Source organism: Brevibacillus sp. FSL K6-2834, from assembly GCF_038592925.1.
GTDB lineage: Bacteria > Bacillota > Bacilli > Brevibacillales > Brevibacillaceae > Brevibacillus > Brevibacillus borstelensis.
In genome coordinates this window covers 2990329-3015189 of record NZ_CP151945.1, presented here as the reverse complement: position 1 = coordinate 3015189, position 24861 = coordinate 2990329, and the positions used below count along the sequence as shown (strand labels likewise).

The 24861-nt window shown below is 52.2% G+C and carries 23 protein-coding genes; 18 read left to right on the top strand and 5 right to left on the bottom strand.

Features of this window, described 5'->3' with window-relative positions:
* Positions 1 to 114 precede the first annotated feature (114 nt).
* Positions 115 to 1467, top strand: a complete 1353-nt coding sequence (locus NST96_RS14980) for a hypothetical protein (RefSeq protein ID WP_227277623.1) — start codon at positions 115 to 117, stop codon at positions 1465 to 1467.
* A gap of 2 nt (positions 1468 to 1469) precedes the next feature.
* Here the strand turns inward: NST96_RS14980 and NST96_RS14975 are convergent, their stop codons facing one another.
* Both NST96_RS14975 and NST96_RS14970 read right to left on the bottom strand, forming a co-directional pair.
* A complete protein-coding gene (locus tag NST96_RS14975; RefSeq protein WP_003385644.1) occupies positions 1470 to 1895 on the bottom strand; it encodes a hypothetical protein in 426 nt (141 codons plus the stop codon).
* A gap of 9 nt (positions 1896 to 1904) precedes the next feature.
* Entirely contained in the window at positions 1905 to 2462 is a 558-nt protein-coding gene (locus tag NST96_RS14970; protein WP_039070300.1) for a hypothetical protein, read from the bottom strand.
* A gap of 189 nt (positions 2463 to 2651) precedes the next feature.
* Here NST96_RS14970 and NST96_RS14965 point away from each other — a divergent pair, with 189 nt between their 5' ends.
* The 6 genes from NST96_RS14965 (at position 2652) to NST96_RS14940 (ending at position 10181) form a co-directional block, all read left to right on the top strand.
* Positions 2652 to 4022, top strand: a complete 1371-nt coding sequence (locus tag NST96_RS14965) for an NAD(P)-dependent oxidoreductase (RefSeq protein WP_172920488.1) — start codon at positions 2652 to 2654, stop codon at positions 4020 to 4022.
* An 18-nt stretch (positions 4023 to 4040) separates the two neighbouring features.
* The gene (gene preA, locus NST96_RS14960) at positions 4041 to 5327 is read left to right on the top strand and encodes an NAD-dependent dihydropyrimidine dehydrogenase subunit PreA (protein ID WP_031932857.1); all 1287 of its coding nucleotides are present in this window, start codon (positions 4041 to 4043) and stop codon (positions 5325 to 5327) included.
* 93 nt (positions 5328 to 5420) lie between these two features.
* A complete protein-coding gene (gene hydA / locus NST96_RS14955) occupies positions 5421 to 6806 on the top strand; it encodes a dihydropyrimidinase (RefSeq protein ID WP_122958321.1) in 1386 nt (461 codons plus the stop codon).
* Positions 6807 to 6840: 34 nt separating this feature from the next.
* Positions 6841 to 7731 carry a nitrilase-related carbon-nitrogen hydrolase gene (locus NST96_RS14950; RefSeq protein WP_122958320.1) on the top strand — a complete coding sequence of 297 codons (891 nt, stop codon included), beginning with the start codon at positions 6841 to 6843 and terminating at the stop codon, positions 7729 to 7731.
* Positions 7732 to 7848: 117 nt separating this feature from the next.
* A complete protein-coding gene (locus NST96_RS14945; RefSeq protein WP_024984177.1) occupies positions 7849 to 8373 on the top strand; it encodes a hypothetical protein in 525 nt (174 codons plus the stop codon).
* A gap of 95 nt (positions 8374 to 8468) precedes the next feature.
* On the top strand, positions 8469 to 10181 hold the full coding sequence (locus NST96_RS14940; protein WP_003385637.1) for a methyl-accepting chemotaxis protein: 1713 nt from the start codon (positions 8469 to 8471) through the stop codon (positions 10179 to 10181).
* A gap of 110 nt (positions 10182 to 10291) precedes the next feature.
* Here NST96_RS14940 and NST96_RS14935 read toward each other — a convergent pair whose 3' ends face one another.
* Both NST96_RS14935 and NST96_RS14930 read right to left on the bottom strand, forming a co-directional pair.
* On the bottom strand, positions 10292 to 11779 hold the full coding sequence (locus NST96_RS14935) for an NCS1 family nucleobase:cation symporter-1 (protein WP_342404159.1): 1488 nt from the start codon (positions 11777 to 11779) through the stop codon (positions 10292 to 10294).
* A gap of 168 nt (positions 11780 to 11947) precedes the next feature.
* Entirely contained in the window at positions 11948 to 13708 is a 1761-nt protein-coding gene (locus NST96_RS14930) for a UbiD family decarboxylase (protein ID WP_003385634.1), read from the bottom strand.
* 245 nt (positions 13709 to 13953) lie between these two features.
* On the opposite strand from NST96_RS14930, the gene NST96_RS14925 reads away from it, so the two are divergent.
* The 11 genes from NST96_RS14925 (at position 13954) to NST96_RS14875 (ending at position 23452) form a co-directional block, all read left to right on the top strand.
* A complete protein-coding gene (locus tag NST96_RS14925) occupies positions 13954 to 14544 on the top strand; it encodes a GNAT family N-acetyltransferase (RefSeq protein WP_024984180.1) in 591 nt (196 codons plus the stop codon).
* 84 nt (positions 14545 to 14628) lie between these two features.
* Positions 14629 to 15039 (top strand): DUF3054 domain-containing protein, encoded by a 411-nt coding sequence (locus NST96_RS14920; RefSeq protein ID WP_039070351.1) that lies wholly within the window; start codon positions 14629 to 14631, stop codon positions 15037 to 15039.
* A 335-nt stretch (positions 15040 to 15374) separates the two neighbouring features.
* Positions 15375 to 15734: a hypothetical protein gene (locus tag NST96_RS14915; RefSeq protein ID WP_122958316.1), complete on the top strand. Its 360-nt coding sequence runs from the start codon at positions 15375 to 15377 to the stop codon at positions 15732 to 15734.
* Complete coding sequence (locus NST96_RS14910) at positions 15712 to 16347, top strand: thiamine phosphate synthase (RefSeq protein WP_342404158.1); 636 nt, start codon at positions 15712 to 15714, stop codon at positions 16345 to 16347. The genes NST96_RS14915 and NST96_RS14910 overlap by 23 nt, the downstream gene beginning before the upstream one ends.
* Entirely contained in the window at positions 16344 to 17024 is a 681-nt protein-coding gene (gene thiE, locus NST96_RS14905) for a thiamine phosphate synthase (RefSeq protein WP_003385629.1), read from the top strand. The genes NST96_RS14910 and thiE overlap by 4 nt, the downstream gene beginning before the upstream one ends.
* 57 nt (positions 17025 to 17081) lie before the next feature.
* Complete coding sequence (locus NST96_RS14900; protein ID WP_003385628.1) at positions 17082 to 17993, top strand: hypothetical protein; 912 nt, start codon at positions 17082 to 17084, stop codon at positions 17991 to 17993.
* A gap of 77 nt (positions 17994 to 18070) precedes the next feature.
* On the top strand, positions 18071 to 18361 hold the full coding sequence (locus NST96_RS14895; protein ID WP_003385627.1) for an antibiotic biosynthesis monooxygenase family protein: 291 nt from the start codon (positions 18071 to 18073) through the stop codon (positions 18359 to 18361).
* A 164-nt stretch (positions 18362 to 18525) separates the two neighbouring features.
* Complete coding sequence (locus NST96_RS14890; RefSeq protein ID WP_171506735.1) at positions 18526 to 20283, top strand: aromatic amino acid hydroxylase; 1758 nt, start codon at positions 18526 to 18528, stop codon at positions 20281 to 20283.
* A 133-nt stretch (positions 20284 to 20416) separates the two neighbouring features.
* Positions 20417 to 21934: an ATP-binding protein gene (locus tag NST96_RS14885; protein WP_031932847.1), complete on the top strand. Its 1518-nt coding sequence runs from the start codon at positions 20417 to 20419 to the stop codon at positions 21932 to 21934.
* A gap of 250 nt (positions 21935 to 22184) precedes the next feature.
* The gene (locus tag NST96_RS14880) at positions 22185 to 22895 is read left to right on the top strand and encodes a cytochrome c biogenesis protein CcdA (protein ID WP_003385623.1); all 711 of its coding nucleotides are present in this window, start codon (positions 22185 to 22187) and stop codon (positions 22893 to 22895) included.
* A 14-nt stretch (positions 22896 to 22909) separates the two neighbouring features.
* On the top strand, positions 22910 to 23452 hold the full coding sequence (locus NST96_RS14875) for a TlpA disulfide reductase family protein (RefSeq protein ID WP_024984185.1): 543 nt from the start codon (positions 22910 to 22912) through the stop codon (positions 23450 to 23452).
* Positions 23453 to 23476: 24 nt separating this feature from the next.
* Here NST96_RS14875 and NST96_RS14870 read toward each other — a convergent pair whose 3' ends face one another.
* On the bottom strand, positions 23477 to 24637 hold the full coding sequence (locus NST96_RS14870; protein WP_003385620.1) for a CapA family protein: 1161 nt from the start codon (positions 24635 to 24637) through the stop codon (positions 23477 to 23479).
* Positions 24638 to 24861: the final 224 nt, after the last annotated feature.

Sequence of the window (24861 nt, the reverse complement as noted above, 5' to 3'; positions counted from 1 at the left end):
AAAAGCGAAAGGTATTGACGCGGGTTGGGGATCATGATAAGGTACAACGTAATGAATACTAAGTAAATACATAGGAATTGTATGTTTTAATCATTTCGACAGGGGAGGAAAACCATGAACAAAGGACGTACGATCAAACAGGCAGCCGCGGGGGCAGTTTTACTAACCGCTTTAGCGGTGACCGCTGGCACGCAGGTGTATGCAGCGCCCGCATCCACTTCTTCTTTGGCGGTGCAAGCTACTGCGGTGCAAACATCAGTACCTCAGCCAACATCCGTCAAAGATGCCGCCGCCTACATCACAAAGCGGTACGGAATCACTTTGTCCGGGACTATTACCAAACAGCAGTTTGAAAAGGCTTTGGAAACGCTGCTAGCCTCTTCCAGTATAGCGGTTAACAGCGATGGGGCCAATCATTCTTTCTTCCCGAAAGGCTCGACGAGCAATAAGCTTTTGGCATGGGAGGCAATCAGCGCTTCCGTAAAGGCTGCTGACTTAAAGGAACTGGCGCATACGTATTCGGACGAAAAAATCTCCGCAGCCTGGGATGCAGCCGGCTTGACGTATAAAGCAGGCGAAGGGATTGCCAAGGAAGCGGCACAGGAGGTGGCGGTCGCCTTTGACACCGGGTTCCTTTCTGCAAAGGATTTGTCCGGAATAAAGCTGGAAGCAAATGTATCCGCCGAGCTCGCCTATCAGCTCTTGAACAAGGTGGCAGAATTTCACGGAGAACAGCAAAACTTTCTCGGCACCATCAGCGACGACGACATCTTCGGAAAGCTCGTCCAGGCGTGGAATGAATCCCAGTTGATCAGGACAGAAGAATTGCAAAAGACCGTAGATGAAGGACTGAAACAAAACCTGATCACCGGTTACAATCTCAAGGACACGCAGTTTGATCCCCACTTTGATCCCGCACGGACGATCACCTACGGGCATAGCGATATCGTCCATGCGGTGCAATTGGTCGGCCTGCTCCGCAGCGAAGGCATTGCTGCGAAAGTACAGTTGGAGCCGAAAACGTCTGCTTTTGTTTATTTGAAAGAATGGGGCGAGCCGGTACAAACGGATGATTATCAAGTAGTCCCGATCGACAACGGCAATCACATTGCCTACGCCAAGGAATACGATCTGAGTCTGGAGTTTGCCACGGTCGAAGAAAAAGAGAAATTCCAACCGCTCGTACTGAAATACGCGAAGCGCAATCAAGAGGATATGACCGGTCTTCTCAAATCGTCCTGGTGGCAGCCTCTCTACTATTCCCTGACAAAGCTGGATGAGTATCCGGTGATCACAAACAATGTGCTGAAAAAAGGCCGCTATCTGGCCCAGACTTTTACCCTGAACGAAGATTCGGCCAAAGTCGTATCCGGATTGAAAAAAATCAACCCTTCTGCCAGCGTGGAAACGTATCAGTTTTGGGTCGATCAACCGTTTTACAACTATTTAAAAGGGGACTATAAATAAGCTCATCCCCGCTCTTTTTTAGTGGTTGCGGGCTGGTCATCCTGTTCGGCTTGGTATGCGCGAAGTCCGCGAACGAACATTTCCAGGATGACGTCGTGCTGGGTCTTGCTCGCCACCTTCAGGCGTATTTGCTCCAGCTCGTTCACCAGTTCCGAATCCAGATGCAAATTAATCGTTTTTCCCTTGCTTCGCGGGTGAATTTCAAGATGATTGCCATTCTTCTTGACCACCCCTTCGACAACCGCTTCTTTTCCGAGTATGTTGCGATCGGGTACGTACAAGCAAGGGGCTTCCAGGATGATATGGGTCAGCTCTTCACTGAAACGGATAGTGAGGGGCTGCCCCTTTTTTTTATGAAAGTCGCGAATTTGGCGAGAATATTCCTGGTTTTCTACAGTATTGCCGAGCGTGATAACAGCTGTTTCCATAACTCCTCCTTACGACCGGGCAAGAGAAGTGGAGGTCTGATTGGCTTTCTGCAAAGCACCCTCCGTGACCCCGTCTATTACTTCGCCGTTTTCCTCGATCTGTACCTGGTAGACAAACAGGTCATCTGCAGGATCAGCCTTGCTTAAGGCGACAGCCGTGATGACCGCACAAACCCATTTCCCGTTCCGCTCCAGACGAACGCGATCCAGGACGTCAAATTTGGGAACGAGCAAACCTTTTCCGTGCAAAAAGCGCAGTACTTCTTTTCGCGGATACAGAAAACGCTTGTTTCCCTGTTTGCCTGCCAGCAAAGGAAATACCTCGCGCTCATCGATGACCGTGCCAAGCAGCCCATCGTCTGCCCACCTTTTAATCGAGGCCATGCTTCCCGTCCTTCCGCTCCGGGAGGCGAGCAGGTCCAAAATCTCGCGTGATGATACATAGTTTTTTCTCTCCGAGCGTTGCGCTTCAAAAGCAATCCGTTCGGCTTCCAATCTCTCCAACCGGTCCATCGCTTCTGCAATTTGCTGCTTGAGTCTGGCAATCAGCTGATCGTAATCCTTCATGCCATCCCCCTCAATTCTTGTTTTGGTATCAGCCTATTCTGCATTGAAATCAATCATGCCTGGGAAGTCGGTTTCATTTCAGGAACCTCCTATTTAAAAAAGGTGATGAAGGAATCATAAAACGCTTTTTTTCCACATTGATAATAGCAAGGAAGCAATTTTCAGAACGCCTGAGGAGGTTGTTGCATAATGAGCGTTCGCCGCGAAGAAACAAAGACCGCATCTATGCTGCAGGCAAACTTTCAAGAAGTAGTTCCTGCCCTGAAGCCGAAAGAAGCGATAGACGAAGCAAACCGGTGCCTTTTCTGTTACGATGCCCCCTGTATCAAGGCCTGTCCCACCTCAATCGACATCCCGTCCTTTATTAAAAAAATTGCGACCGGCAATTTGCTCGGGTCGGCGAGGACGATTATGGAGGCAAACCCGGTCGGAGCTAGCTGTGCCAGGGTCTGTCCGACAGAGGAGCTGTGCGAAGGTGCCTGTGTGCTCAATCACGCCTCCAAGCCGATCATGATCGGGCTGCTTCAGCGTCATGCGACAGACTGGGCAATAAAAAATCAGAAAATTCTGTTTCATGCAGGAGAGCAAAATGGCAAGCGCGTCGCTATCGTCGGCGGCGGTCCAGCCGGTCTTTCGGCAGCGCGAGAGCTTGCCCGTCTCGGTTATGAAGTAACGGTTTTCGAAGCGCGAGAAAAGGCCGGCGGGCTAAACACCTATGGCATCGTTTCCTTCCGTTTGCCGCAGGAGGTTGCACTGTGGGAGGTTGAGCAAATCGAGCAGATGGGCGTGACCATCAAGACTGGAACCCGCGTCGGTGTAGACGTGACACCGGAGGAGCTTCTGCAGAGCTTTGAAGCTGTCTTGCTTGCGGCAGGCATGGGCGCTGTCCCGATGCTGAATATCGAGGGCGAAGACTTGATCGGCGTTCTCGATGCGATTTCCCTCGTGGAGGATACGAAAACGAAACCGCTTACGGATCTGATGCTCGGCAAGAAGGTGGTTGTGATCGGGGCGGGAAACACGGCGATAGACGGAGCCACTGCCTCCAAACGGCTGGGTGCCCAGCTCGTTCAGATTCTTTACAGGCGTACAGAGAAAGAGATGACCTGCTACGAGTTCGAGTATGAATTTGCGAAACAAGATGGCGTGGAATTCCGTTGGCTGGTAGCGCCGACCCGGATTATCGGCGAAAACGGACGGGTGACCGGTATTGAGCTTATGCGGATGGAGCTTGGGGAGCCGGATGCAAAAGGACGAAGGCGTCCGGAGCCGGTCCCGGGCAGCGAGTTTGTAATGGAAGTGGATTTCGTTGTAAAGGCAATCGGGCAAACGCGGCACGTGGACTTGATCGAAATGTTCGGGCTTCAGCACAAAAACGGAATCGTGGAGATCGAGGAAGGCACGTATCGAACCTCTCATCCGCATGTCTACGCCGCGGGCGATGTCATCTTTGGCGGAGGGAATACGGACGCGATGGTCGTGGATGCAGCCAATCACGGAAAGCGGGCGGCTCATGCGATCCACACGGCGCTGGAAGCAAAGTCTCAGCCAGTTTTATAAGAAGGAGGCGTAGAAACAATGGCAGATTTACGCATTAATTTGGCGGGAATCGAGTCGCCCAATCCGTTTTGGCTGGCTTCAGCACCGCCTACCAATTCAGGCTATCAGGTGCAGCGGGCGTTTGATGCGGGGTGGGGAGGAGCAGTCTGGAAGACACTGGGGGAACCGATCATAAACGTGACGTCCCGGTTTGCCGGACTTCACTTCGGAGGACAGCGGGTGCTCGGCTTCAACAACATCGAGCTGATCACGGACAGACCGCTCGAGGAAAACCTGAAGGAAATGCTGGAGACCAAAAAGCTGTTTCCGAAGCACACGTTGATCGCTTCGCTCATGGTCGAGCACAAGCGCGAAGCGTGGCATGAAATCGTGAAGAAAGTGGAGGCCATAGGGGTAGACGGACTGGAGCTGAACTTTGGCTGTCCGCACGGCATGGCGGAACGCGGCATGGGCTCGGCAGTAGGTCAGCACCCCGACCTGATCCGGCAGCAGGTAGAGTGGGTCAAGGAAGTCGCCCAGACGCCTGTCATCGTCAAGCTGACGCCAAACATAACAGATATCCGCTTCACAGCCCGTGCAGCGTCAGAGGGGGGAGCCGATGCCGTCAGCATGATCAATACGATCAACAGCCTGATCGGAGTCGATCTGGACTCGTGGCTGCCGATCCCGCATGTGGATGGAAAAGGAGCGCACGGCGGTTATTGCGGACCAGCGGTGAAGCCGATCGCGCTCAACATGGTAGCGGAATGCGCTCGCGATCCGCAGGTGGGGATTCCGATCTCCGGGATTGGCGGCATTTCCACATGGCAGGATGCAGTCGAATTTTTGCTCATGGGAGCGAGCGGCGTCCAGGTATGCACCGCAGCCATGCATCACGGATTTCGGATTGTCGAGGACATGATCGACGGCCTGAACAACTACCTGGATGAACGGGGAATCGCTTCGGTCATGGACATCGTCGGCAAAGCTGTGCACACCTATTCCGATTGGGGCCATCTCAATTTGAATTACAAGGTCGTTGCCCGCATCCACGAGGAAACGTGCATCAATTGCAACAAGTGCCATATTGCATGCGAGGACACCTCTCACCAGTGCATCGATATTGTGACTGACGAAATGACCGGGAAAGAAAGGCTGGTCGTTCGTGAAGAAGACTGTGTCGGCTGCAATCTCTGCTCCATCGTATGTCCGGTCGAAGGGACGATAGAGATGGTAGAAATCCCGTCTGATCAGCCGCCGCTCTCTTGGAACCAGCGGCAAGCGGCACTGGCAGCAGACCGAAGCTGCGAAGCGGCCCAGGAGTAATGTTTTCACCTCTGAACGCATAGCTTGTACTGGCAAGAGACATACCGCCAGAGCATTTGCCCTGACGGGGCCGGGAAAAGAGGAGGGTATAAGATGAAAAAATGGATTCGCGGAGGTACAGTAGTGACGGCAGCCGATACGTATCAGGCTGACGTATTGATCGAGGGCGAACGGGTAGTCGCGATCGGTCATCAGCTGTCAATTGACGGTGCGGAAGAAATCGACGCCACCGGATGCTATGTCATTCCAGGCGGGATCGATCCGCATACACACCTCGACATGCCGTTTGGAGGCACGGTGACGGCGGACGACTTCTTTACCGGCACCCGGGCAGCGGCATTTGGCGGAACGACCAGCATCGTCGATTTCTGTCTGACCAAAAAAGGAGAGTCGCTGAAATCGGCGATTGCGACCTGGCATGAAAAGGCACGCGGGAAAGCCGTCATTGATTACGGGTTTCACCTGATGATCGCGGAGGCAAACGATCAGGTGCTGGAGGAGCTGGAGAGTGTCATCTCGTCGGAAGGGATTACTTCGCTGAAAGTGTTTATGGCATATAAAAACGTCTTCCAGGCAGACGATGAGACTTTGTTCAAAACCTTGGTCAAGGCCAAGGAGCTGGGGGCGCTCGTACAGGTGCATGCGGAAAACGGCGATGTCCTCGATTATTTGACCAAGAAAGCACTGGCCGAGGGGAACACCGATCCGATCTATCACGCTTATACCAGGCCGCCCGAGGCGGAAGGAGAGGCGACGGGCAGAGCCATTGCTTTGACCGCGTTGGCGGGCTCGCAGCTTTACGTCGTCCATGTCTCTTGTGCATCGGCGGTACAGCGGATAGCGGAGGCGCGGGAGAAAGGCTGGAATGTCTACGGGGAGACATGTCCGCAATATTTGGCTTTGGATGTGAGTATCATGGATCAGCCCGACTTCGAGGGAGCCAAATACGTCTGGTCACCGCCGCTCCGGGAGAAATGGAATCAGGAAGTGCTGTGGAGCGCATTGAAGAACGGCATATTGCAGACCGTCGGCTCCGATCATTGTCCTTTCAACTTTCGGGGTCAAAAAGAACTGGGGAGAGGTGATTTCACCAAGATTCCCAACGGCGGTCCGTTGATAGAAGACCGCTTGACGATCCTCTATTCCGAGGGGGTACGCCAGGGACGCATCAGCCTGAACCAGTTCGTGGACATCTCTTCTACGAAGGCTGCGAAGCTATTTGGGATGTTCCCGAGAAAAGGAACGATTGCGGTAGGCTCGGATGCCGATATCGTCATTTTTGACCCGCATGTAAAGCGTACGCTTTCCGTCGAAACGCACCATATGAACGTTGACTACAACCCATTTGAAGGAATGGAAGTGTACGGCGAGGTCGTCTCGGTTCTATCGAGGGGCTCGTTCGTGGTGCGCGACAAGCAATTCGTCGGGCAGGCAGGAAGCGGCCAGTATATCAAACGCACTACTTTTGAACAGCCATAACCCCAAACCCATTGAAGGGAGGCAGACTTCCACTATGGCAAACAAGGTAACAATCGGCCTGATCCAGGCGAAAAACGACGTTCACGGCGATGAGCCGGTCCACGTCCATAAAGAAAAGGCAATCGAAAAACACGTCCGGCTGGTTCGCGAGGCAGCGGGCAGAGGTGCTCAAATTATCTGTCTGCAAGAAATCTTTTACGGTCCGTACTTCTGCGCCGAACAAAACACCAAATGGTATGAAGCGGCCGAGGAGGTCCCGGATGGGCCGACCGTCCAGCAATTTCAGTCGCTGGCCAAAGAGCTGGGGACGGTGCTCATTCTGCCGGTCTATGAGCGGGTAGGTATTGGTACCTACTACAATACTGCTGCTGTGATCGATGCGGACGGCCGTTACCTCGGCAAATACCGCAAGCAGCACATCCCCCACGTGGGAGTCGGCGACAACGGCTGCGGTTTTTGGGAGAAATACTATTTCAAACCGGGAAATTTTGGCTATCCCGTCTTTGAGACGGCCTTTGCAAAAGTGGGCGTCTACATCTGCTATGATCGTCATTTTCCGGAAGGGGCCAGGCTGCTTGGGCTGAATGGAGCCGAAATCGTCTTCAATCCGTCGGCGACTGTGGCCGGCCTCTCCGAATATCTCTGGAAGCTCGAACAGCCGGCTCATGCTGTAGCCAATGGATACTATGTCGCTGCGATTAACAGAGTGGGAGTGGAAGCGCCGTGGAACATGGGGGAATTTTACGGTCAATCGTATCTGGTAGACCCCCGGGGACAATTCGTAGCAGTCGGCAGCAGAAATCAGGATGAGGTGATCATCGCGGAAATGGATAAAAATCTGATCCATCAGGTGCGGGATACGTGGCAATTCTACCGCGACCGGCGACCTGAGACCTACGATGATATGGTCAAATTGCTCCCTTAAATCGCATGGCAATGGGAATGGCCCAGCAGCGAAAAGCAGGGTGGCGCGGTGTGGCGCCCCCTCTTTTCCCGTTTGGGATACGCCGCTGGAGTTGAATCGTGAAGAGGAGTTTTCTGCATGAAGAAGATCGTCTATCGGGGAGTTGAATACAGGGAAGCCGAGCGAGTCGTCAAGCTGCAAAGATATGAACGGCACGAACGCAGACAATTTGTCAACGGGGCTATCGCCAAAGCTGTGTTCGGTTCTGGCGTGTATCTTGTCAGCAATATGAAGGTAGCGGCTCAGTATGCCATTTGTCATGCGGAAACGACTTGGGACCAGGCGGCCATCCTCAGGCAGGAGTTGAGAACTGCGGGACTTTTTTCTCTGCATGAACAATACGGAGAGAATCAGCTGCGTCTGGATGCCCTGCAATCCCGGCATTCAGAGGACGACCTGAACCGGTTGTCAGCCGAAATGGACGACCAGGAATGGCTGGACTGGACCGGAGAACAAATCAGACTTTACTTGATCGAACAAGGCTACAACGGGATCTGTTATCGGATAAGCGACGAATTGACCTATTACATTTGTTATAGCCCCGACGAGCAAATTTCCAACATTTCATTGTTTTCAGTATTTGATGTAGGAGTTTCGTCGTAAAACTATCGACTTGTCCATCCTCCTTTGGTAGAATTAGACATTATTCGACCATTTTCAGCAATTATGATTATAAAATAAGGAGATGGCCTCAAGACATGAAACTTTTGCGCAACATGCAGACACGGACAAAGCTAATGAGTCTGGTTATTTTGATGAGTGTTTTCTTGGGAGGAGTAGGGGCTACTGGCTACTACAATTTAATGAAAGCGGAAACACGGATGTCCACGATGTACCAGGATCAGCTGTTGCCGATCAAGTGGGTGAACGAGCTCCGCACAGAGACAAGACAGATCGAGGCAATTATGTATAAAATGATGCTGGAAACGAGCCCTTCCAAACAAAGAGATTACAAACAGCAGTACCAGGACCTGGTGGCGGAGTCTGATGCGTTGCTGGCAAAGCTTCAGGAGTCTGCAACTTCAGAACAGGAGACAGAAATTCTGGAAACGCTGAAGACGCTGTTGGAAAAATACCGGGGCGATCAAAAAGTCGTGATCCATTTGGTAGAAGAAAAAAATCCGGACGAAGCCTTTGCTTTCTTCCGTGCGACGGAATCGACGCTGAACGGGATTAACCAAGAGCTAAAATCCTGGGCAGATTACAATTCCGCAAGAGCAGAAGAAACGAATAACGTAAATACCGCAGAGGCGAAAGCCGTAGAAATTACGATGCTCGGAATCGCGGTGCTTGCGATTGTCCTTGCGCTCAGCGTCGGATTTGCCATCGCCCGGATGATCGCCAACCCGCTTCGCGACGTCGCTTCCAAATTGGAAGAGCTCGCTAGCGGAAATTTGGCAGTGAAGTCAGTTGAGTATACAGGGAAAGACGAAGTCGGGACGCTGGGATTGGCCTTCAACCGACTTGTATCTGAGCTGCGTCTCCTGATCGATCAGGTAAAAGTGGCGAGTGAACAGGTAGCGGCTTCCTCCGAGGAGCTCCATGCGAGCGCAGAGCAGACAGCGAGAGCGTCAGAGCAGGCAGCTGCTGCCATCGAGGAGATCGCTTCCGGGTCAGAGGTACATACACTTCGCTCCCAGGAAGGTGTACGCGTCATGGAGGAGATGGCCCTGGCTGTACAACGTATCGCCGAAACCTCGGGCTCCGTCTCCGAATTCTCCGGACAAGCCGCCCAGGAAGCAGAGCAAGGCAATGAACGCATTCAGTCCGCAGTCGATCAGATGACCGCGATCAATGAAGCAGTAAGCCGCGCTGCCGAAATGGTGCAGCTGCTAGGTGTCCGCTCCGAGGCGATCGGAGAGATCGTTCAGGTCATTACGGGAATCGCTTCCCAAACCAACTTGCTCGCGCTGAACGCTGCCATCGAAGCGGCCCGTGCCGGCGAACAAGGCCGCGGCTTTGCCGTTGTGGCTGACGAGGTGCGAAAATTGGCTGAGCAATCGGAAGAGTCTGCCCGCGAGATTGAGAGATTGATCCAGGATATTCAAAATGAAACGGCACAGGTTGTGAATGCAATTAAACAAGGCACCCGGGAAGCGGAAACGGGCAGTGTGATCGTCCGTGAGGCAGGAGAAGCCTTCCAGCGCATCGTCTCTTCATCGCAAACGATCGCTGAACAGATTCAGGAGGTATCCGCGGCGACCGAACAAATGTCGGCAAGCATACAGCAAGTCGCCTCCTCGATGGATGAAATGAACCGGTTGGCGCAGGAGGCTTCCGACCATACGCGCGGTGTTGCCGCGACATCAGAGGAACAGCTGGCGTCCATGCAGGAAATCACCAACTCCAGTGAAAATCTGAGCAAGCTTTCCCATGAGCTGCAATTGTCCATTAGCCGGTTTAAAATGTAAAGATCAGCAAAAGAGAAGCTCCGCCAAATGAACGGCGGAGCTTTTATTACGTCACTTTTTACGCTAGCGCAGCAGTAGAATGCATTTCATCGGGAAGTATGCACATTTAATTAGGAAGCATGCGCCTCTGCCTTGGCGGTAATCTTCTCGTAATCCGCCTGGCTTATCAGGCTGGAGCTTCGTTTCATAAACCAGGTGTAGAAGATCAGGGAGACGAACAATCCGATCGTCCAGGCATTATCCCAGATGAACCCTAATCCGGGAATGAGCCTGCTGACAAAAGGAACAGCAATCCCGAGCAGCATGGCCCAGATGGCATTCCAGTTATAGCCGCCCCTGTACGAGTAAATTCCGTTTGTGCGATACAGCTCCGTCAAGTGAATTCGCTGTTTGCGGACCAGCCAGTAGTCTGCGATCGCGATGCCGTCTATCGGTCCCAGCAGAGCGGCATAAGTTCCGAGCCACAGGAAAATATAATTGCCGAAATTATCCAAAATATACCATGGCTGCATAACGAGTGCGACGACTCCGGTAATGATTGCGCCAGCCCCAAAGCTCATTTTGCGCGGGGAAAGGTTTTCGATGGCCCGTGCAGGAGCTACGACGTTCGCGGCAACATTGGTCGTCAGCGTGGCCAGGATGATGCCAATTGTTCCAAAGAAGATGGCAAGCGGAGAGAACTTCGCGAGGACGGCCGCAGGGTCCCAGATCGCTTTCCCAAAAATGACGACGGTAGCAGAGGCAACAGCGACCCCGATAAAGGAGAAGCCTCCCATGGTCGTCGGCAGCGCTACGGATTGACCGGCAATTTGAGCTCGCTGGCTCTTGGCGTATCGGCAAAAGTCGGGAATATTCAGCGCCATCGTTGCCCAGAAGGCAATGGCACCGGTAAGGGAAGGAAAGAAGACTTTAAAAAACTCGCCAGCGGTTGTAAATTTGGAGGGAGCCGAGAGCATCGGTCCCCAGCCGCCAGCTTTTGTCAACGCCCAAATCAGCAGGGCGAGGGACATGATGATCAACGTCGGAGCAGCCCAGAACTCCATCTTTTTAATCGCTTCAGGTCCTCTGTAGGCGATCCAGACGTTTAGCGCCCAGAACCCGAAAAAAGCAATCCAGGTATGGCCAGGCACATTGCCCCAACTGCTCATGGACATCAGCAGGGTATCGATAGCGGTCCCGCCAAACCAGCAGTTGATGCCAAACCAGCCCGCGCCGACAAGACCTCTCGCTACGGCAGGAATGTGTGCCCCTTTGGAGCCAAACCAGAGACGGGCGTAGACCGGATACGGAATCCCGAATTTTGTGCCCGCATGGGAATTAAGGAGAATAGGGATAAGGACGATACAGTTGCCCAGGATGATGGTGATGATCGCCTGCCACCAGTTCATGCCGAGGGCGATTAATCCGGCCGCGAGCGAGTAGGCGGGCAAGCAGATCGACATGCCGATCCACAAGCTGGCAAAGTTGTACGAAGTCCAGTTGTGCTCAGCCATCGTGGTTGGCCGCAGCCCATCGTTGAACAGAGGGCTGTCTTTGATCAGATTTTCGCCTTCCTTGGTCAGGGTGACGATGCCGTCCGAATCCACCTGGGTCTTCATGAATAACTCCCTCCTTTATAAAGAAAATAGGAACCGACCAACATAAGCGTTGCTCGGATACAAGATGCTACATTATATTGGACAGTCCGACAAGAAATGACAGAATTTTCTCACATAAAGAAACCAGAAAAGCACCCGGCATGATTGCTCCGGGTGCTGTGGTGCTTGTTATTTCGGAAAGTATTCCTTCCATCTTTGATCGACGAGCTTGGCAATATCCGGGTGAGTCTCTACTTCGTCAGGGTAAAATGGCTTCATTCGCGCATCGACTACCAGCGGACCTTCATAGCGAATCTTGTTGCGGGAAATGGTCGCTTTTGCATATAGATCATGAGCCGGATCAAAGCGGGTGAAGACGGTCCATAAAAACTGGCTTTGGTCATTTGCAATCGAGGCATCATCGACGATGCAGATCATCGGCCACTCTTTGCAATGCTCGTTTACGTACGGCAGAATTTCTTCGCCAAACTGCGGATTCTCCTCAAAGGACGGACCGGAGATGACGAGACATCCGCCGCAGAACGGTTGGATCCGGGAAGTATTCGGGATGCCTTCCCCCTTGTATTCTTTGGGCAGCTCCCGAACAGGGTCTCCGATCCCCAGCATGATCCCTTTTGAACCATGGTTGAATTTCCGGCCGGTATAATCCAGTGTATCGCCGGACGTATCGTTGACGATCAGCAGATCGCGCTCCGGCTGGAAGCGGGCAAGAACGATTTCCATAAAATTCCTAAAATTAGCCAAATCGCAAGGGACATCCGTGACCATCAAAAACTTGGTCAGCGTCAATTGTCCTTCGCCCATGATCCGGAAGGCATGAGCCATCGCTTCCTTATAATAGCTTTCCCGGACGATCGCCCCTGCGAGAGCGTGAACCCCGGTCTCACAGTAAGCCCAGATCGCTTTGACGCCAGGCATGACGACAGGGAACAGCGGAGAGAGCAGGCGCTGCAGGTACTCGCCGATATAGTAGTCCTCCTGACGCGGCTTCCCGACGACTGTAGCCGGGTAGATGGCATCCTTGCGGCGGAACATTTGTTTTACTTGAAATACCGGGAAATCATGCGTCAGCGAGTAATAGCCGAAGTGGTCTCCAAACGGCCCCTCCGGTCTGCGGACATGCGGTGGAACTTCTCCCGCAAAAACAAACTCGGCATCTGCAACGATGCGGTGCGGATGGTTGGGCACCTCCACCATCTTCAATTTATCTCCCATTACTAATGAAGCAAAGACAAGCTCCGGCACCATCTCGGGCAGAGGAGAGATCGCGGACAAAATGAGGGCGGGCGGTCCGCCGATCGTCAGCGAAACAGGCAGCGAGCGATTTTGTTTTTCCGCTTCGTAGTAATGAAAACCGCCGCCCTTGTGGATCTGCCAGTGCATGCCTGTCGTATTTTTGTCGTATATCTGGATGCGGTACATCCCCAGATTGTGCTGCTTTGTCTCTGGATGCTCGGTGTAAACGAGCGGAAGCGTAACGAATGGACCTCCGTCCAGATGCCAGCTTGTCAATGCAGGCAACGCTGTCATATCGACATCTGTTGTACTTACTTGGGTGACGGGAGCCTGTCCTTGGGATACCGTCTTCGTACCGGTACGCATCACTTCCAGCAGAGGCGACCGCAGCTCCCACAATCCGGAGAGCGAAGGCGGCATCAGCTTGTCCAACCCGTGAACCAGGTCTTTTACAATCGTTTCCGGTTTTGGACCGAATGCCATGTCCACACGCTCGGCTGTGCCGAACAGGTTGGTCACGACCGGGAATGTTTTTCCTTTTACATTGGTGAACAGGAGTGCAGGTCCTTCCTCCTGGATGACCCTCCGGTGTATCTCAGCCAGCTCCAGATTTGGGTCCACTGGCGCGTCAATCTCGATTAACTGCCCGTGCTGGCGCAGTTGTTCCATAAACGAACGCAGATTTGCGTGCATCTTTCCTAACCTCCACATCCCCTTAATTCCTCTTCTAACTGTACACGAACGCCCCGTTTGAATCTACCTTTTTCCCACTTGGGTTGTGACGAATTCTTTTCTGACCGTGTTCTGCTGTGCCACTCTTTTATTCTCGCATTCTATCATTGTATTGACAAAAGTGAGCGTCGCCATTATCCTTGGAAAAATTTAAAGGGACTGTTCTGTTATATGCAAAAGGCAGAACAGTGAAGGAGTGAGTCTGTATGCTACAAATCAAGCCAATCACCCTCGAAGGAAAACTGGTTCGTCTGGAACCTCTGGACACCGGGCACTGCGAAGGTGTATTTCAGGCAGGGAATTACGAGGAGATATGGAGCTATATGTCAACAGTGATACGACAGCCCGAAGACGCCCAGCGTTTTATCGAAACGGCGCTGGAGAACCAGGCGAGCGGAACAGAACTGCCTTTTGCGATCATCAGGAAGGAAGACGGACAAGTAATCGGCAGCACCCGATTTTTGAATATCTCGAAAAAAGACCGCGGGCTGGAGATCGGCTATACGTGGCTGACGCCCTCCGTCTGGAAGACAAAAGTAAATACGGAGTGCAAATGGCTGTTATTGCGTCATTGTTTCGAAGAGCTCGGTTGCATTCGCGTCCAGCTGAAAACGGATGCCCGCAATGCAAATTCCCAGCGGGCCATCAAAAGAATCGGTGGCGTTTACGAGGGAACCCTGCGCAATCATATGATTGTCCGCGACGGGTATATACGCGATTCCGTGTATTTCAGCATTTTGGACAGGGAATGGCCGCAGGTGGATCAAAAGCTCCAAATGTTGCTGTTTGGTGAATAACGGGCAAAACGGATTGTGGATGGACGAGAGAGATGTGTACAATGAGCGTGTCACCATCTAAATAGGAAGAGTTGAGGATTGTTCATGAAACGGATACACGCTCCGGCCGGTTACGTCCTGCTCGCAGGCGATCTGGCCGCCTTTTTGCTGTTTACGTATTACGGAAAGCTGGCGCACGGACTTCCGGCCACTGCATCAGGGATCATGGAAACGCTGGCTCCGTTTCTCTTGGCCTGGATATTGGTCGCGCTGTTTTTGCATCCGTATCGACGCCGCTCATTGGAGAAGGCGGGCACGCAATTGCTCAACGTCCTGCTCATGTGGACGATTGCGGCACCCATCGGTCTGGTCATTCGTACACTCTGGCTGGGAACACCGCTCACCTGGCTGTTCGCCGCCGTTGCGTATTTTATCATGCTCGCCTTTTTGCTGGGCTGGCGGATTCCGTTTGCCATCGTCTACGCCCTCATTCGCCGGCCGTCCCGGACCCTTTGATTAAGCAAGTCCTGCCTCCTGATAAAAGCGCCTTTGACAGGGGACGCTACCAGTTGATGCTTGTAAAGGGAGGTGGGCACATGGGCAAGAACAACAACAGCAAGGATCTGGGCAAACACCGTGGAAAAACGCTGGATGAGCACGATAAAAACACCAACCTGCGTCAGTCCAACCACAACGACCGCAACAAACCGTAAATGAAAACCGTGCGAGCCGAACGAGTGTAAACGGCTCGCATTTTATTTGCTGAAAAGCGACACCGTGAAATTCTGTCTGACGAAAAGAATGTGCTATAATAACCAGAGCTTCGCTTTGTTTTTATGGAGGGGAAAATCGTGACCGAACCGTTGCAGGATGTACAACCTTTTACGCTGTCCACACAGGCCTTCCTCATTTTGTGCCGGTTGATGGACGGATGCTACGATGATCTGCGCGAGCAGGAAAATACGAGAGACTTGATAGAATCCATCGCCGATATACTGCTGGCCGGGGTGCAAAAGCTGGAAGAGCAGGAACAAAAACCGCGGACCGTGACGTTTCCGCTCAGCTTGCCGCAATCGTTCTTTTTGCGCAGACTGGTTGCCGAGATGGTCGCTCGCATGCCTGAAGAGCAAAATGAAAAAACAGCCAAATGGCTGCAGGAGTGTCTGACGGTGCTGTCTGGAGGCGGACATGGGCAAGCTGTACAAACCTGAGCTGCACGTCATAACGAGCGGACGACAGGAGCTCGACGAGGTGCTGCGCATGGCCGAAGCCGCATACAGCGGAGGAATGGATCGGCTCCATATTCGGGAAAAGCACCGTACGGCTCGCGAAATCATGGAGTGGGCGGAGGCCTTGGCGGGAGTCACGCCGCGCGAAAGCATCCTGATCAATGACCGCGTCGACGTGGCAGCAGCCGTCCAATGCTGCGGGGCACATCTCGCTTACCACAGCTTGCCGGTCAAAGCGGCCAGAAGAGTACTGTCGCCCGGGCAAAAGGTCGGGTGCTCGGTGCACTCTATGACAGAAGCAATGGAAGCCGCCGAGCAAGGGGCGGACTACGTCTTGTACGGCCATATTTTTCCCAGTCGTTCCAAACCGGGTTTGGCTCCCAGAGGGACGGGGGAATTGAAAACCATCGTCGAAGCGCTCTCTATCCCGGTGATCGGGCTTGGCGGGATCAAGCCCGAGAATGCAGGCCAGGTGCTCGCGGCGGGCTGTGCTGGCATTGCGGCGCTTTCAGGAATAACAGATGCAGCAGACGTGAAGCGAGCTGCCCGCTCATACAGGGAAGCGCTTGACAGGTGGAAGGGGGAAACGGGATGAGAAACACAGAGCGATTGCGAGAAAAAATGGGTGTCTATTTTGTCGTTGGAACCCAGGATTGCGGATATTCGGCCGCGCGTACGCTGGAAATCGTCGAGCAAGCCCTGAAAGGGGGCGCGGGTACTTTGCAGCTCCGCGATAAAGGAAGCAAATTGACCCGCGAAGAGAAGGCTCGGCTTGGAGCCGAAATGAAGCGGCTTGCCCATCAATATCAAGCCATTTTCTTCGTCAATGACGATGTTGACCTGGCGATTGACCTGCAAGCAGACGGCGTTCATGTGGGTCAGGAAGACATGCATCTAAAAGACGTACGTGCCCTGGTGGGAGAATCGATGTACATTGGCGTATCTGCGGGTACAGTGGAAGAAGCCAGGGAAGCGATGGCAGGTGGAGCAGACTGTATCGGCGTTGGTGCCATGTATGCCACAGCGTCCAAGGCGGATGCAGGAGAACCGATCGGTCCTGCAGGACTGGGGCAAATACGCGAGGCGGTGGGAGGGTCGCTGCCGATCGTAGGAATTGGCGGGATTACGCTGGAAAATGCTGCTGCTGTTCTGGCTGCCGGAGCGGATGGCGTGGCCGTGATCAGTGCGATCAGCAAGGCCGCATCTCCCGAGCAAGCGGCTCGTGAACTGAATGAAGTCGTCAATCGTACGAGGAACGGACAGCCACGCTGACACATAACGTACCATAGACAGACCGGGAACTTGAACCTGGCGAGGGAGGTGGAACAGATGAAACATCGAATTTACCGGATTGGCTATGAATGGGTAAGCAAACGAGAGTTATTGGAGCGCCTCCAGCTGACGGATTGTGCGCTTGTGGAACATAAGCGGCTTGCCCCTGCCGAAGATCACCCCGATACAGAGAGCGTGACGCCTGAAGAAGAACGGCATGCCGCCCTGGTTCGGTATCAAAAGCGTCCTGGCGAGTGGATCACGTTCAACGGATTGTATGAGATTCTGAATCGAGAGCCTATTCCCTGGATTGATTCACCGCTGGAGTACCATCTGTTCGGCACTGAGCTGATCCCCGGCAATATTCGCAGGGAAAAGGCGCCCCAGGCTCGAATACCGGCAAGGACCAAGCTGCAGGTAGCGGCTATTCGTCAGGAGACGGTTTTTGTCACGGTTCCGGGCCATCCTTCGAGGCGCTATGAGATGTCGCTATCCCATGCCCGATTTGCGAAGGATACGCCCACGGAGCTGGAGCTGAAGCTGCAAGTGTTTGCATTTCCGCCCAGACAGGATATCCTCGTTGACTGGCTGCTGAAGGAAGGGCGAAAGTCGGGTATTATTACCAGACCCAATCAGGAGCGTGTTGAACGATCAGCCTTTCAGGTGTGGGATGAGCTACGCCAGGAATACGGAATCAGCGTAAGCGCGGCTCTGCTGGCGATCAAGCAGGCGCTGGTCGTACTTGATCGAGCAGGTGTCGAAACAGATTTTCCCTATCCGATACACGAGCTGTCCGACCTTTCCTTATCCAATGACGACGAGCGGGATGCATTCTACTCTTATCACGCCGTGCGCTGTTCGATTGCTGCGGTCGCATCGCTTTTGACCACAGATCCCAAGGACCCGCTTCAGGATATTCTTTTGGTCGATATCATGCTGGAGCAACAAATAAACCGCAGGCGCCCGTAAGCTGCCTGTGGCTTTTTGGTTCCCGGAGCGCTTTTTTGTATAATAGGTTTGATCAGGTTGGAAAGGGGTGCAAGTACATGTATGTATCGATGAATCGTTTGACCGTACCGTCCGACTATCGGGCTCACCTGGAAAAAGCCTTCAGTGAGGGCGGCGAGCGGATGAAAAATGTCCCGGGATTCCTGGAGTTCCTGTTTCTGGCGCCTACCCAGGGCGATGAGTATACCGTGTTTACCAAATGGGAAAGCGAGCAGGATTTCCTGAATTGGACACAGAGCGAGGCGTTCAAACGGTCGCATGCAGGCAGCAATCCGAACAGCCCGGTCAAGTCCGAGCTGCGCACCTATCAGGTAAAGGCATCTTCGTAAATGTACAGGCATTCGTTTGCGCATAAAGCAGGCGGATGCCTTTTTTCATTCAGATAAGTTTTGCAATAAACATTCTTTGCACAATTTGTAACCTGATCATGATATGATAAGGTGAGTCGAGAAAACGCTTACATGGTTACTATCCTGATAAAGGGGAAGTGAGTATGAGTCGCGTAGAACCTGATTTTTCTCTCGTTCAAGTACCTATTCATCTGAAGGAATTTGTAGTGGAGCAAGATTACGAACAGTACACGCCAATTGACCACGCTGTATGGCGCTATGTCATGCGGCAAAATCATCATTATCTCGGGCAGACTGCACACAGCGCCTACCTGGAGGGGCTGCGGCTCTCTGGAATCAGCGTAGAGCGAATCCCCAACATCCGTGAGATGAATGAATGCCTGGCAAAGATCGGCTGGGGGGCTGTCACGATTGACGGTTTCATTCCGGCTGTCGCTTTCTTTGATTTTCAAGCACATCGCATCCTGCCGATCGCGTGCGATATTCGGCAATACGATCATATTGCGTATACGCCGGCACCGGACATCATTCATGAGGCGGCAGGTCATGCTCCGATTATTTTGGATGAGACGTACCGTTCCTATTTGAAAATATTCGGGGAAATCGGGTCCCGCGCGCTTTCCTCCAAGGAAGATTACGAGTTGTACGAAGCGATCCGCTACCTTTCCATCGTAAAAGAAGACCCGGAATCCACTGAGGAAGTCATCAGACAAGCCGAAGAGGAGCTGGAGCGCAAAGCAAAGGCGGTCCAGAATGTTTCCGAAGCAAATGAGCTGGCGCGTCTGTACTGGTGGACAGTCGAGTACGGCTTGATTGGCGATTGTGAAAATCCGCGCATATACGGTGCCGGTCTGCTTTCCTCTGTCGGTGAGAGCATCAGCTGCTTGCAGGATGATGTAAAGAAAATTCCGTTTTCGCTGCAGGCGTGCATCGAGACCGATTATGACATCACAAAACCGCAGCCGCAGCTTTTTGTATGCCGCGATTTCCAGGAGCTGATTGACGCGATTTTGGAATATTCCAAGCGCATGGCGCTGAATGTCGGCGGGACGGAAAGCTTGATCAAGGCGAGAAACATGCCGCAAACGACGACGGCCGTTTACAGCTCAGGGCTGCAGGTTAGCGGCATCTTGGCGGAGCTGGAATTTGACAGCCAAGGAGAGGCGGTCTACCTGAAAACAACAGGGCCGTCCGCGTTGGCTGTCGGAAATAAAGAGCTGCCAGGCCACGGCAAGCAATACCATGCCGAGGGCTTTGGCTCCCCAATCGGCCGGTTGGCGGGGGAGAGCACACCTTTGGAGTGCTTTACGGATGAACAATTGCAGGAAAAAGGAATCGTGCCCGGAAAACGTTCTATCCTGTCATTTGAGTCCGGTCTCCAAGTGGCGGGAGTAGTCCGTTACATTCTCCGGGAGGGAGGACGGCTTGTGCTCATCGGCTTCGATGAGTGCACTGTGACGTATCAGGACAAAACGCTTTTCCAAGCAGAGTGGGGGACGTTCGACATGGCGGTAGGGGAGCGGATCGTATCGGTTTTTGCCGGGGCTGCCGACAGGGAAGCCTTTGCTACAGGTACACACAAGCCATCCGTGATATCGGCCAGACAGTCCAGCTACTCACCTGAGCAAATCAGACTGCATCAGCTGTATCAACAGGTCCGAAACATCCGGGAGAAGCAGCAAGCTTTTGATCGCGATACATTGCTCACGATCCTCGATGAGCTCGACGCCGACTATCCGGAAGACTGGCTGATTCGCTTGGAGCTCCTGGAAATCCTTTATCGTCAGGCCGGGACGGAGCATGAACAAAGCAGGCTGCATTCCGTCTTGGAGAAGTTGAAGGATGCAAATCCAAACCAAAAGCAACTCATCATGAACGGGCTTCAACTGCTCGGATTGTAAGAACCAAAAAAAGCGGCGTGAATTGTCCTGATTGGGTGGTCACGCCGCTTTACATTCCTTCATGTTTATGGAATAAATAGGGTATGAATGTTTTCTCAAATATAGAAACAAAAGACAAAGGAGCCGGTAGAGAGTGAAAAACCGGATAAGAAAGCACTTAACGAGACTGGCCCCTGAGTTGGCGGCCAAAACGTATGGGTTTCTGTCTGATCATAACCGAATCTCTGCATTAGTATTAGAAGACCGTTCGTATACGTTGTCTCGGTTGGAAACGTTCATTCTGAGCTTGATCGAATACATACATACTGGCGATCGCGTGAAGGTGGAAAAAGGAGCAAGAGAAATTGCGATCCATCGTTCCAAACAGGGAATTTCTCTGGCATGTGTATTGGAACGGATACGCATGTGCCGGGATACTTTGCTGGATCAAATGGAGCAAGATGCGCATTATTTCATTTTTACAGAGGAAGAGCGACTGGAACTGTATCAGATTCGATTGGATCTCTATCAATTTGTAGACAGCTTGATTGATATGTTTATTCACATTTTTGAAACGGAAGAAAGTCAGCGTGAAAAGGAAATGCAGACCGGCACTGCGACGCGCGAGCGGTTTTCCGAAGTGGCGGAACAGGAATTGGTTCAGCTTGTTCTGCAGTCGACCGATATCGCGGTGCTGATTATCGATCGCAACCTAAGAATTGTTGAAGCCAACTACTCCTTTGCGGAATTGCAGCAAGTGGAACGTCAGCAGATTATCGGTACGCACATAGATGAGACGTTTCGTCCCAGAGAAAATGAAAGGTTTGTTCAATGGGTCATCGAACGCGGCCAATCCGGACATTACGTCGCGGAGATTAACGGTACACTGACAACCGTCAGTACAAGTCCGATTTATCACAGGGGTGAGTTGTGGGGAGCGATTTCAGTCCTTAGAAACATCACCGACGCCAAGCGCTACGAGGAGGAGCTGACCAAGCGGGAAGCACTCGCGGCGGTGGGGCAGCTCGCTGCCGGCATGGCCCATGAAATAAGAAATCCCCTGACATCAATCAAAGGGTTTATCCAGTTATTGCGCGAACAGACGGAGACACGGCAGAACACCTCGTATTTTTCGGTGATATTGACTGAAATTGAGCGAATTGACGGATTATTAAACGATGTCTTGGTTCTTGCACGCTACCGGGACGACAAAATTGCGGCTGAGCGATTTCTGATCATGGATGAGGTTCTCGGCGTCATCCGTTTGCTCGAGCCAGAGTCCAACAGACGGGGGATTCGACTGGAGCTGAATTGGTCCGGTGATGAATGGTACATTTACGGGTATAGGGCACGCATCAAGCAAGCGGTCCTCAACATCCTCAAGAACGCGATGGAGGCAATCGCGACCAAGGGGTCTATCGTGGAAGTCTCGGTGTACGCGTCGATTAATCAGGTCGTCTTGACCGTCGAAGATGACGGTCCCGGTCTGGAAGATAAGGTATTAAAAAATTTATTCGTTCCCTTTTACACGACCAAGCCTGACGGGACCGGACTTGGGCTGTCCACCACACAGCGAATCATCCTCGACCACGGAGGAGAAATTTTCGCGGAGAACTCCCTGCGTTTGGGAGGGGCACGCTTTGAAGTAAGGCTTCCAATTTCAAATGGGTAATAAAGACAAATGATTCATGTACAAATGAGGCATTTGTCTTTTTTTCCTTGCATTTGAAAGGGACAGCACTCATAAGGATTTACGCTTGTCAGTATTATATAGAAAACGAGCATGATTCAAACAGTTATTGTTTACGTAACATTTATTATGTAAAAGAAATGGTAACGTTTTAAGACAAAGTGCCCGTTTTGCTTTTGAGCGATGCCAAGTTTCGGTACAATAGAATTACCATTACCCCACGGAGGTATCTATGAGTGGAGATCTTTCCGTCTTTTTAGCATTTGGTGCGGGCTTTCTTTCTTTTGTTTCCCCTTGCTGTCTGCCCTTGTATCCTTCGTTCATTTCCTATATTACCGGCGTTACGATGGATGAGGTGAAAAAGGGAAGAGCTGTTTTCCAACGGCAGGCGCTATTGCACACCCTGTTCTTTATCTTTGGATTTTCGATTGTTTTCGTCGCCTTGGGACTGTCTACTTCCTGGTTGGGCAGCCTTTTTGCCTCCCAAAAGGATTTGATTCGCCAATTAGGGGGCATATTACTTGTGATCATCGGTTTGGTGATGCTTCAAGTCTTTAAGATGGACTGGATGATGAAGACGTGGAAAGTGGACCTGAAATCCCGGCCGATCGGGTATACCGGCTCCGTCCTGGTTGGAATTACGTACGCTGCTGGCTGGACGCCGTGTGTGGGACCGATTCTCTCCGGTATTATCGTTCTCGGCATGAATGATCCGGGGAGCGCCCTGTCTTATACCCTGGCCTATACTGCGGGCTTTGCGATTCCATTCTTTGTCATGACGTTTTTCATCAGCAAGGTCAAGGGAATCATGAAGTACTCTGACCGGCTGATGAAAGTGGGCGGTGCTCTGATGATCTTGTTTGGCGTGTTGCTGTATACGGACAAGATGACAGACATCACGAAAGTCCTGATTAAGATGTACGGAGGCTTCACCGGATTCTAACCCGGGGTGACCACATGAAAAGACTCATACTGGCAATGGTTATCGCTGTGCTTGTAGGCGCAGCAATCTGGCAGCCTTCTCAACAGACGGGTGCAGTGACGGTGGAACAAAGGCCGGAAGCAGGATTCGAAGCGCCGCATTTTTCGCTGCGAGGGCTTGACGATCAGACGTACGAGGTCGCAGGGAAGCGGGAGAAACCGCTTGTCATCAATTTTTGGGCGTCCTGGTGCGGCCCGTGCAAACTGGAAGCGCCGGACTTGCAAAAAGTTGCGGAGAAATACGGGCAGCAGGTGGACTTTTACGGTGTAAACGTAACTTCCAACGACAGTCTGGAGGGAGCGCAAGCATTTGTAAAGCAGTATAAGCTCACTTTCCCGATTCCGATGGACGTTACCGGTGATGTAGCCAACCGCTACTGGATTCAAGCATTTCCTACCACTTATCTGGTGGATAAGCAAGGGATCATCCGAAAGAAAATCATCGGAATGGTAGAGGGGCACTATCTGGAAACGGAATTGAAAAGATTGCTGGAAGGAAAAACAGGACCGCTGCGGTAGGGGAGGCAGCGGCCCTGTTTTATTTTAGTTCTCCGGATCAGCTTTTCTTTGAACGCTCCCGTCAGGCAAAATTTGCACATCTTTGGATAGCGATTCCATCCGCTGACGAAGCGCCTGGCTGTTTTCCTCATTCATCGGAACAGCTTGTCCCAGCTCGGCATGGTGGGGAAGCATTTTCAGCTGGCAATCGCCCGTTTTTGTACAGGAGGCCTGGAGAACCATCGTCTCCCATGTTTTAGGGTCGTTGGAACGGGTAAAGATAAAATTCCCAAGACTGTAGGCGATCCATTTCTCGTTGTACTGTTCAAAGCCCTGCAGCACATGCGGATGGCCGCCGATCACCAGGTCTGCACCCGCATCTATATATGCCCGGGACAGCTCCATCTGATGATCTACGGGATAGTCTTCCCGCTCTTTTCCCCAATGGGCGATGACAATGACCAGATCTGCTTGTCCTCTGGCCAGTTGAATGGCTTCCACGGCCTTTGCCGGATCATACGAGACCGCGATACCCGGCTTGTTTTTGCCTGCGTACCAGCTTACATTCGGGACGACGCGACTGAAGCCGAAAAACGCCATCCGAATGCCATTGCGCTCGACGTATGCCGGCGCATAGGCACGCTTTGCATCCGGGCCAGCCCCTACATACTCCAGACCGTTGTCTTCCAGCACCTGAAAAGTATCCAAAAGACCGCTTTCCCCCTGATCCATCGAGTGATTGTTAGCCAGATTCACCAGATCGATACCTGCTTCCTTCATAGCTGGAATTGCCTCCGGTGGAGACTTGTAGACGAACTCTTTGTTGGAGGCCGGTGTACCGTTTTTTGTAACAGGCGTCTCCAGATTGGCAACCGTAAAATCATCCTGTTGAAAGTATGGATGTACGTGGACATACGGAAAATCATATCCGTTTTCTTTCAACCTGGTTTCCACATGACCAGTCAAGATCACGTCGCCGACAAAAGTCAGGTTTACGGTAGCGGCTTGTTTGTTTTCACCTGCCTGCTCAGCAGGCTGGTCCGGCTGCTTTTCTTGGGAATGGTTCCAGAAGTTGTGCAGCAAATAAAAAACCAGACAGGCTCCCAGCAGGACAAACGTAAATAGAATCGTTCGCAATACAATCGTCAACAATTTTCTTTTTCTTCTGCGCTTCGCTTTTAAGCGGTCTATCCTTGTTTGATGCATCGCTCTCCCTCATATCAAAGCCTTCTGCCGCAAGGGGCGGCTTTCTTCAAAACATAAAGATAATTATAACATGCTGAAAAGCCAAAAGCCTAATCAAGCGGCCCTGGTTGCGGCTCTAGCAAGGGAGGAGACTGGGCTTCAAAGCCCGGCCCATTTTTGCTACTAACGGTCTTTTTTTGTACCATTGCCTAAGGAGAACGGATTCCTTTGCCTCATATGATAAA

Excerpts from the sequence above, each read along its gene's own strand:
- NST96_RS14980 (WP_227277623.1), top strand. The coding sequence starts at position 115 with ATGAACAAAGGACGTACGATCAAACAGGCAGCCGCGGGGGCAGTTTTA.
- NST96_RS14975 (WP_003385644.1), bottom strand. The coding sequence starts at position 1,895 with ATGGAAACAGCTGTTATCACGCTCGGCAATACTGTAGAAAACCAGGAA.
- NST96_RS14970 (WP_039070300.1), bottom strand. The coding sequence starts at position 2,462 with ATGAAGGATTACGATCAGCTGATTGCCAGACTCAAGCAGCAAATTGCA.
- NST96_RS14965 (WP_172920488.1), top strand. The coding sequence starts at position 2,652 with ATGAGCGTTCGCCGCGAAGAAACAAAGACCGCATCTATGCTGCAGGCA.
- preA (WP_031932857.1), top strand. The coding sequence starts at position 4,041 with ATGGCAGATTTACGCATTAATTTGGCGGGAATCGAGTCGCCCAATCCG.
- hydA (WP_122958321.1), top strand. The coding sequence starts at position 5,421 with ATGAAAAAATGGATTCGCGGAGGTACAGTAGTGACGGCAGCCGATACG.
- NST96_RS14950 (WP_122958320.1), top strand. The coding sequence starts at position 6,841 with ATGGCAAACAAGGTAACAATCGGCCTGATCCAGGCGAAAAACGACGTT.
- NST96_RS14945 (WP_024984177.1), top strand. The coding sequence starts at position 7,849 with ATGAAGAAGATCGTCTATCGGGGAGTTGAATACAGGGAAGCCGAGCGA.
- NST96_RS14940 (WP_003385637.1), top strand. The coding sequence starts at position 8,469 with ATGAAACTTTTGCGCAACATGCAGACACGGACAAAGCTAATGAGTCTG.
- NST96_RS14935 (WP_342404159.1), bottom strand. The coding sequence starts at position 11,779 with ATGAAGACCCAGGTGGATTCGGACGGCATCGTCACCCTGACCAAGGAA.
- NST96_RS14930 (WP_003385634.1), bottom strand. The coding sequence starts at position 13,708 with ATGCACGCAAATCTGCGTTCGTTTATGGAACAACTGCGCCAGCACGGG.
- NST96_RS14925 (WP_024984180.1), top strand. The coding sequence starts at position 13,954 with ATGCTACAAATCAAGCCAATCACCCTCGAAGGAAAACTGGTTCGTCTG.
- NST96_RS14920 (WP_039070351.1), top strand. The coding sequence starts at position 14,629 with ATGAAACGGATACACGCTCCGGCCGGTTACGTCCTGCTCGCAGGCGAT.
- NST96_RS14910 (WP_342404158.1), top strand. The coding sequence starts at position 15,712 with ATGGGCAAGCTGTACAAACCTGAGCTGCACGTCATAACGAGCGGACGA.
- thiE (WP_003385629.1), top strand. The coding sequence starts at position 16,344 with ATGAGAAACACAGAGCGATTGCGAGAAAAAATGGGTGTCTATTTTGTC.
- NST96_RS14900 (WP_003385628.1), top strand. The coding sequence starts at position 17,082 with ATGAAACATCGAATTTACCGGATTGGCTATGAATGGGTAAGCAAACGA.
- NST96_RS14895 (WP_003385627.1), top strand. The coding sequence starts at position 18,071 with ATGTATGTATCGATGAATCGTTTGACCGTACCGTCCGACTATCGGGCT.
- NST96_RS14890 (WP_171506735.1), top strand. The coding sequence starts at position 18,526 with ATGAGTCGCGTAGAACCTGATTTTTCTCTCGTTCAAGTACCTATTCAT.
- NST96_RS14880 (WP_003385623.1), top strand. The coding sequence starts at position 22,185 with ATGAGTGGAGATCTTTCCGTCTTTTTAGCATTTGGTGCGGGCTTTCTT.
- NST96_RS14875 (WP_024984185.1), top strand. The coding sequence starts at position 22,910 with ATGAAAAGACTCATACTGGCAATGGTTATCGCTGTGCTTGTAGGCGCA.
- NST96_RS14870 (WP_003385620.1), bottom strand. The coding sequence starts at position 24,637 with ATGCATCAAACAAGGATAGACCGCTTAAAAGCGAAGCGCAGAAGAAAA.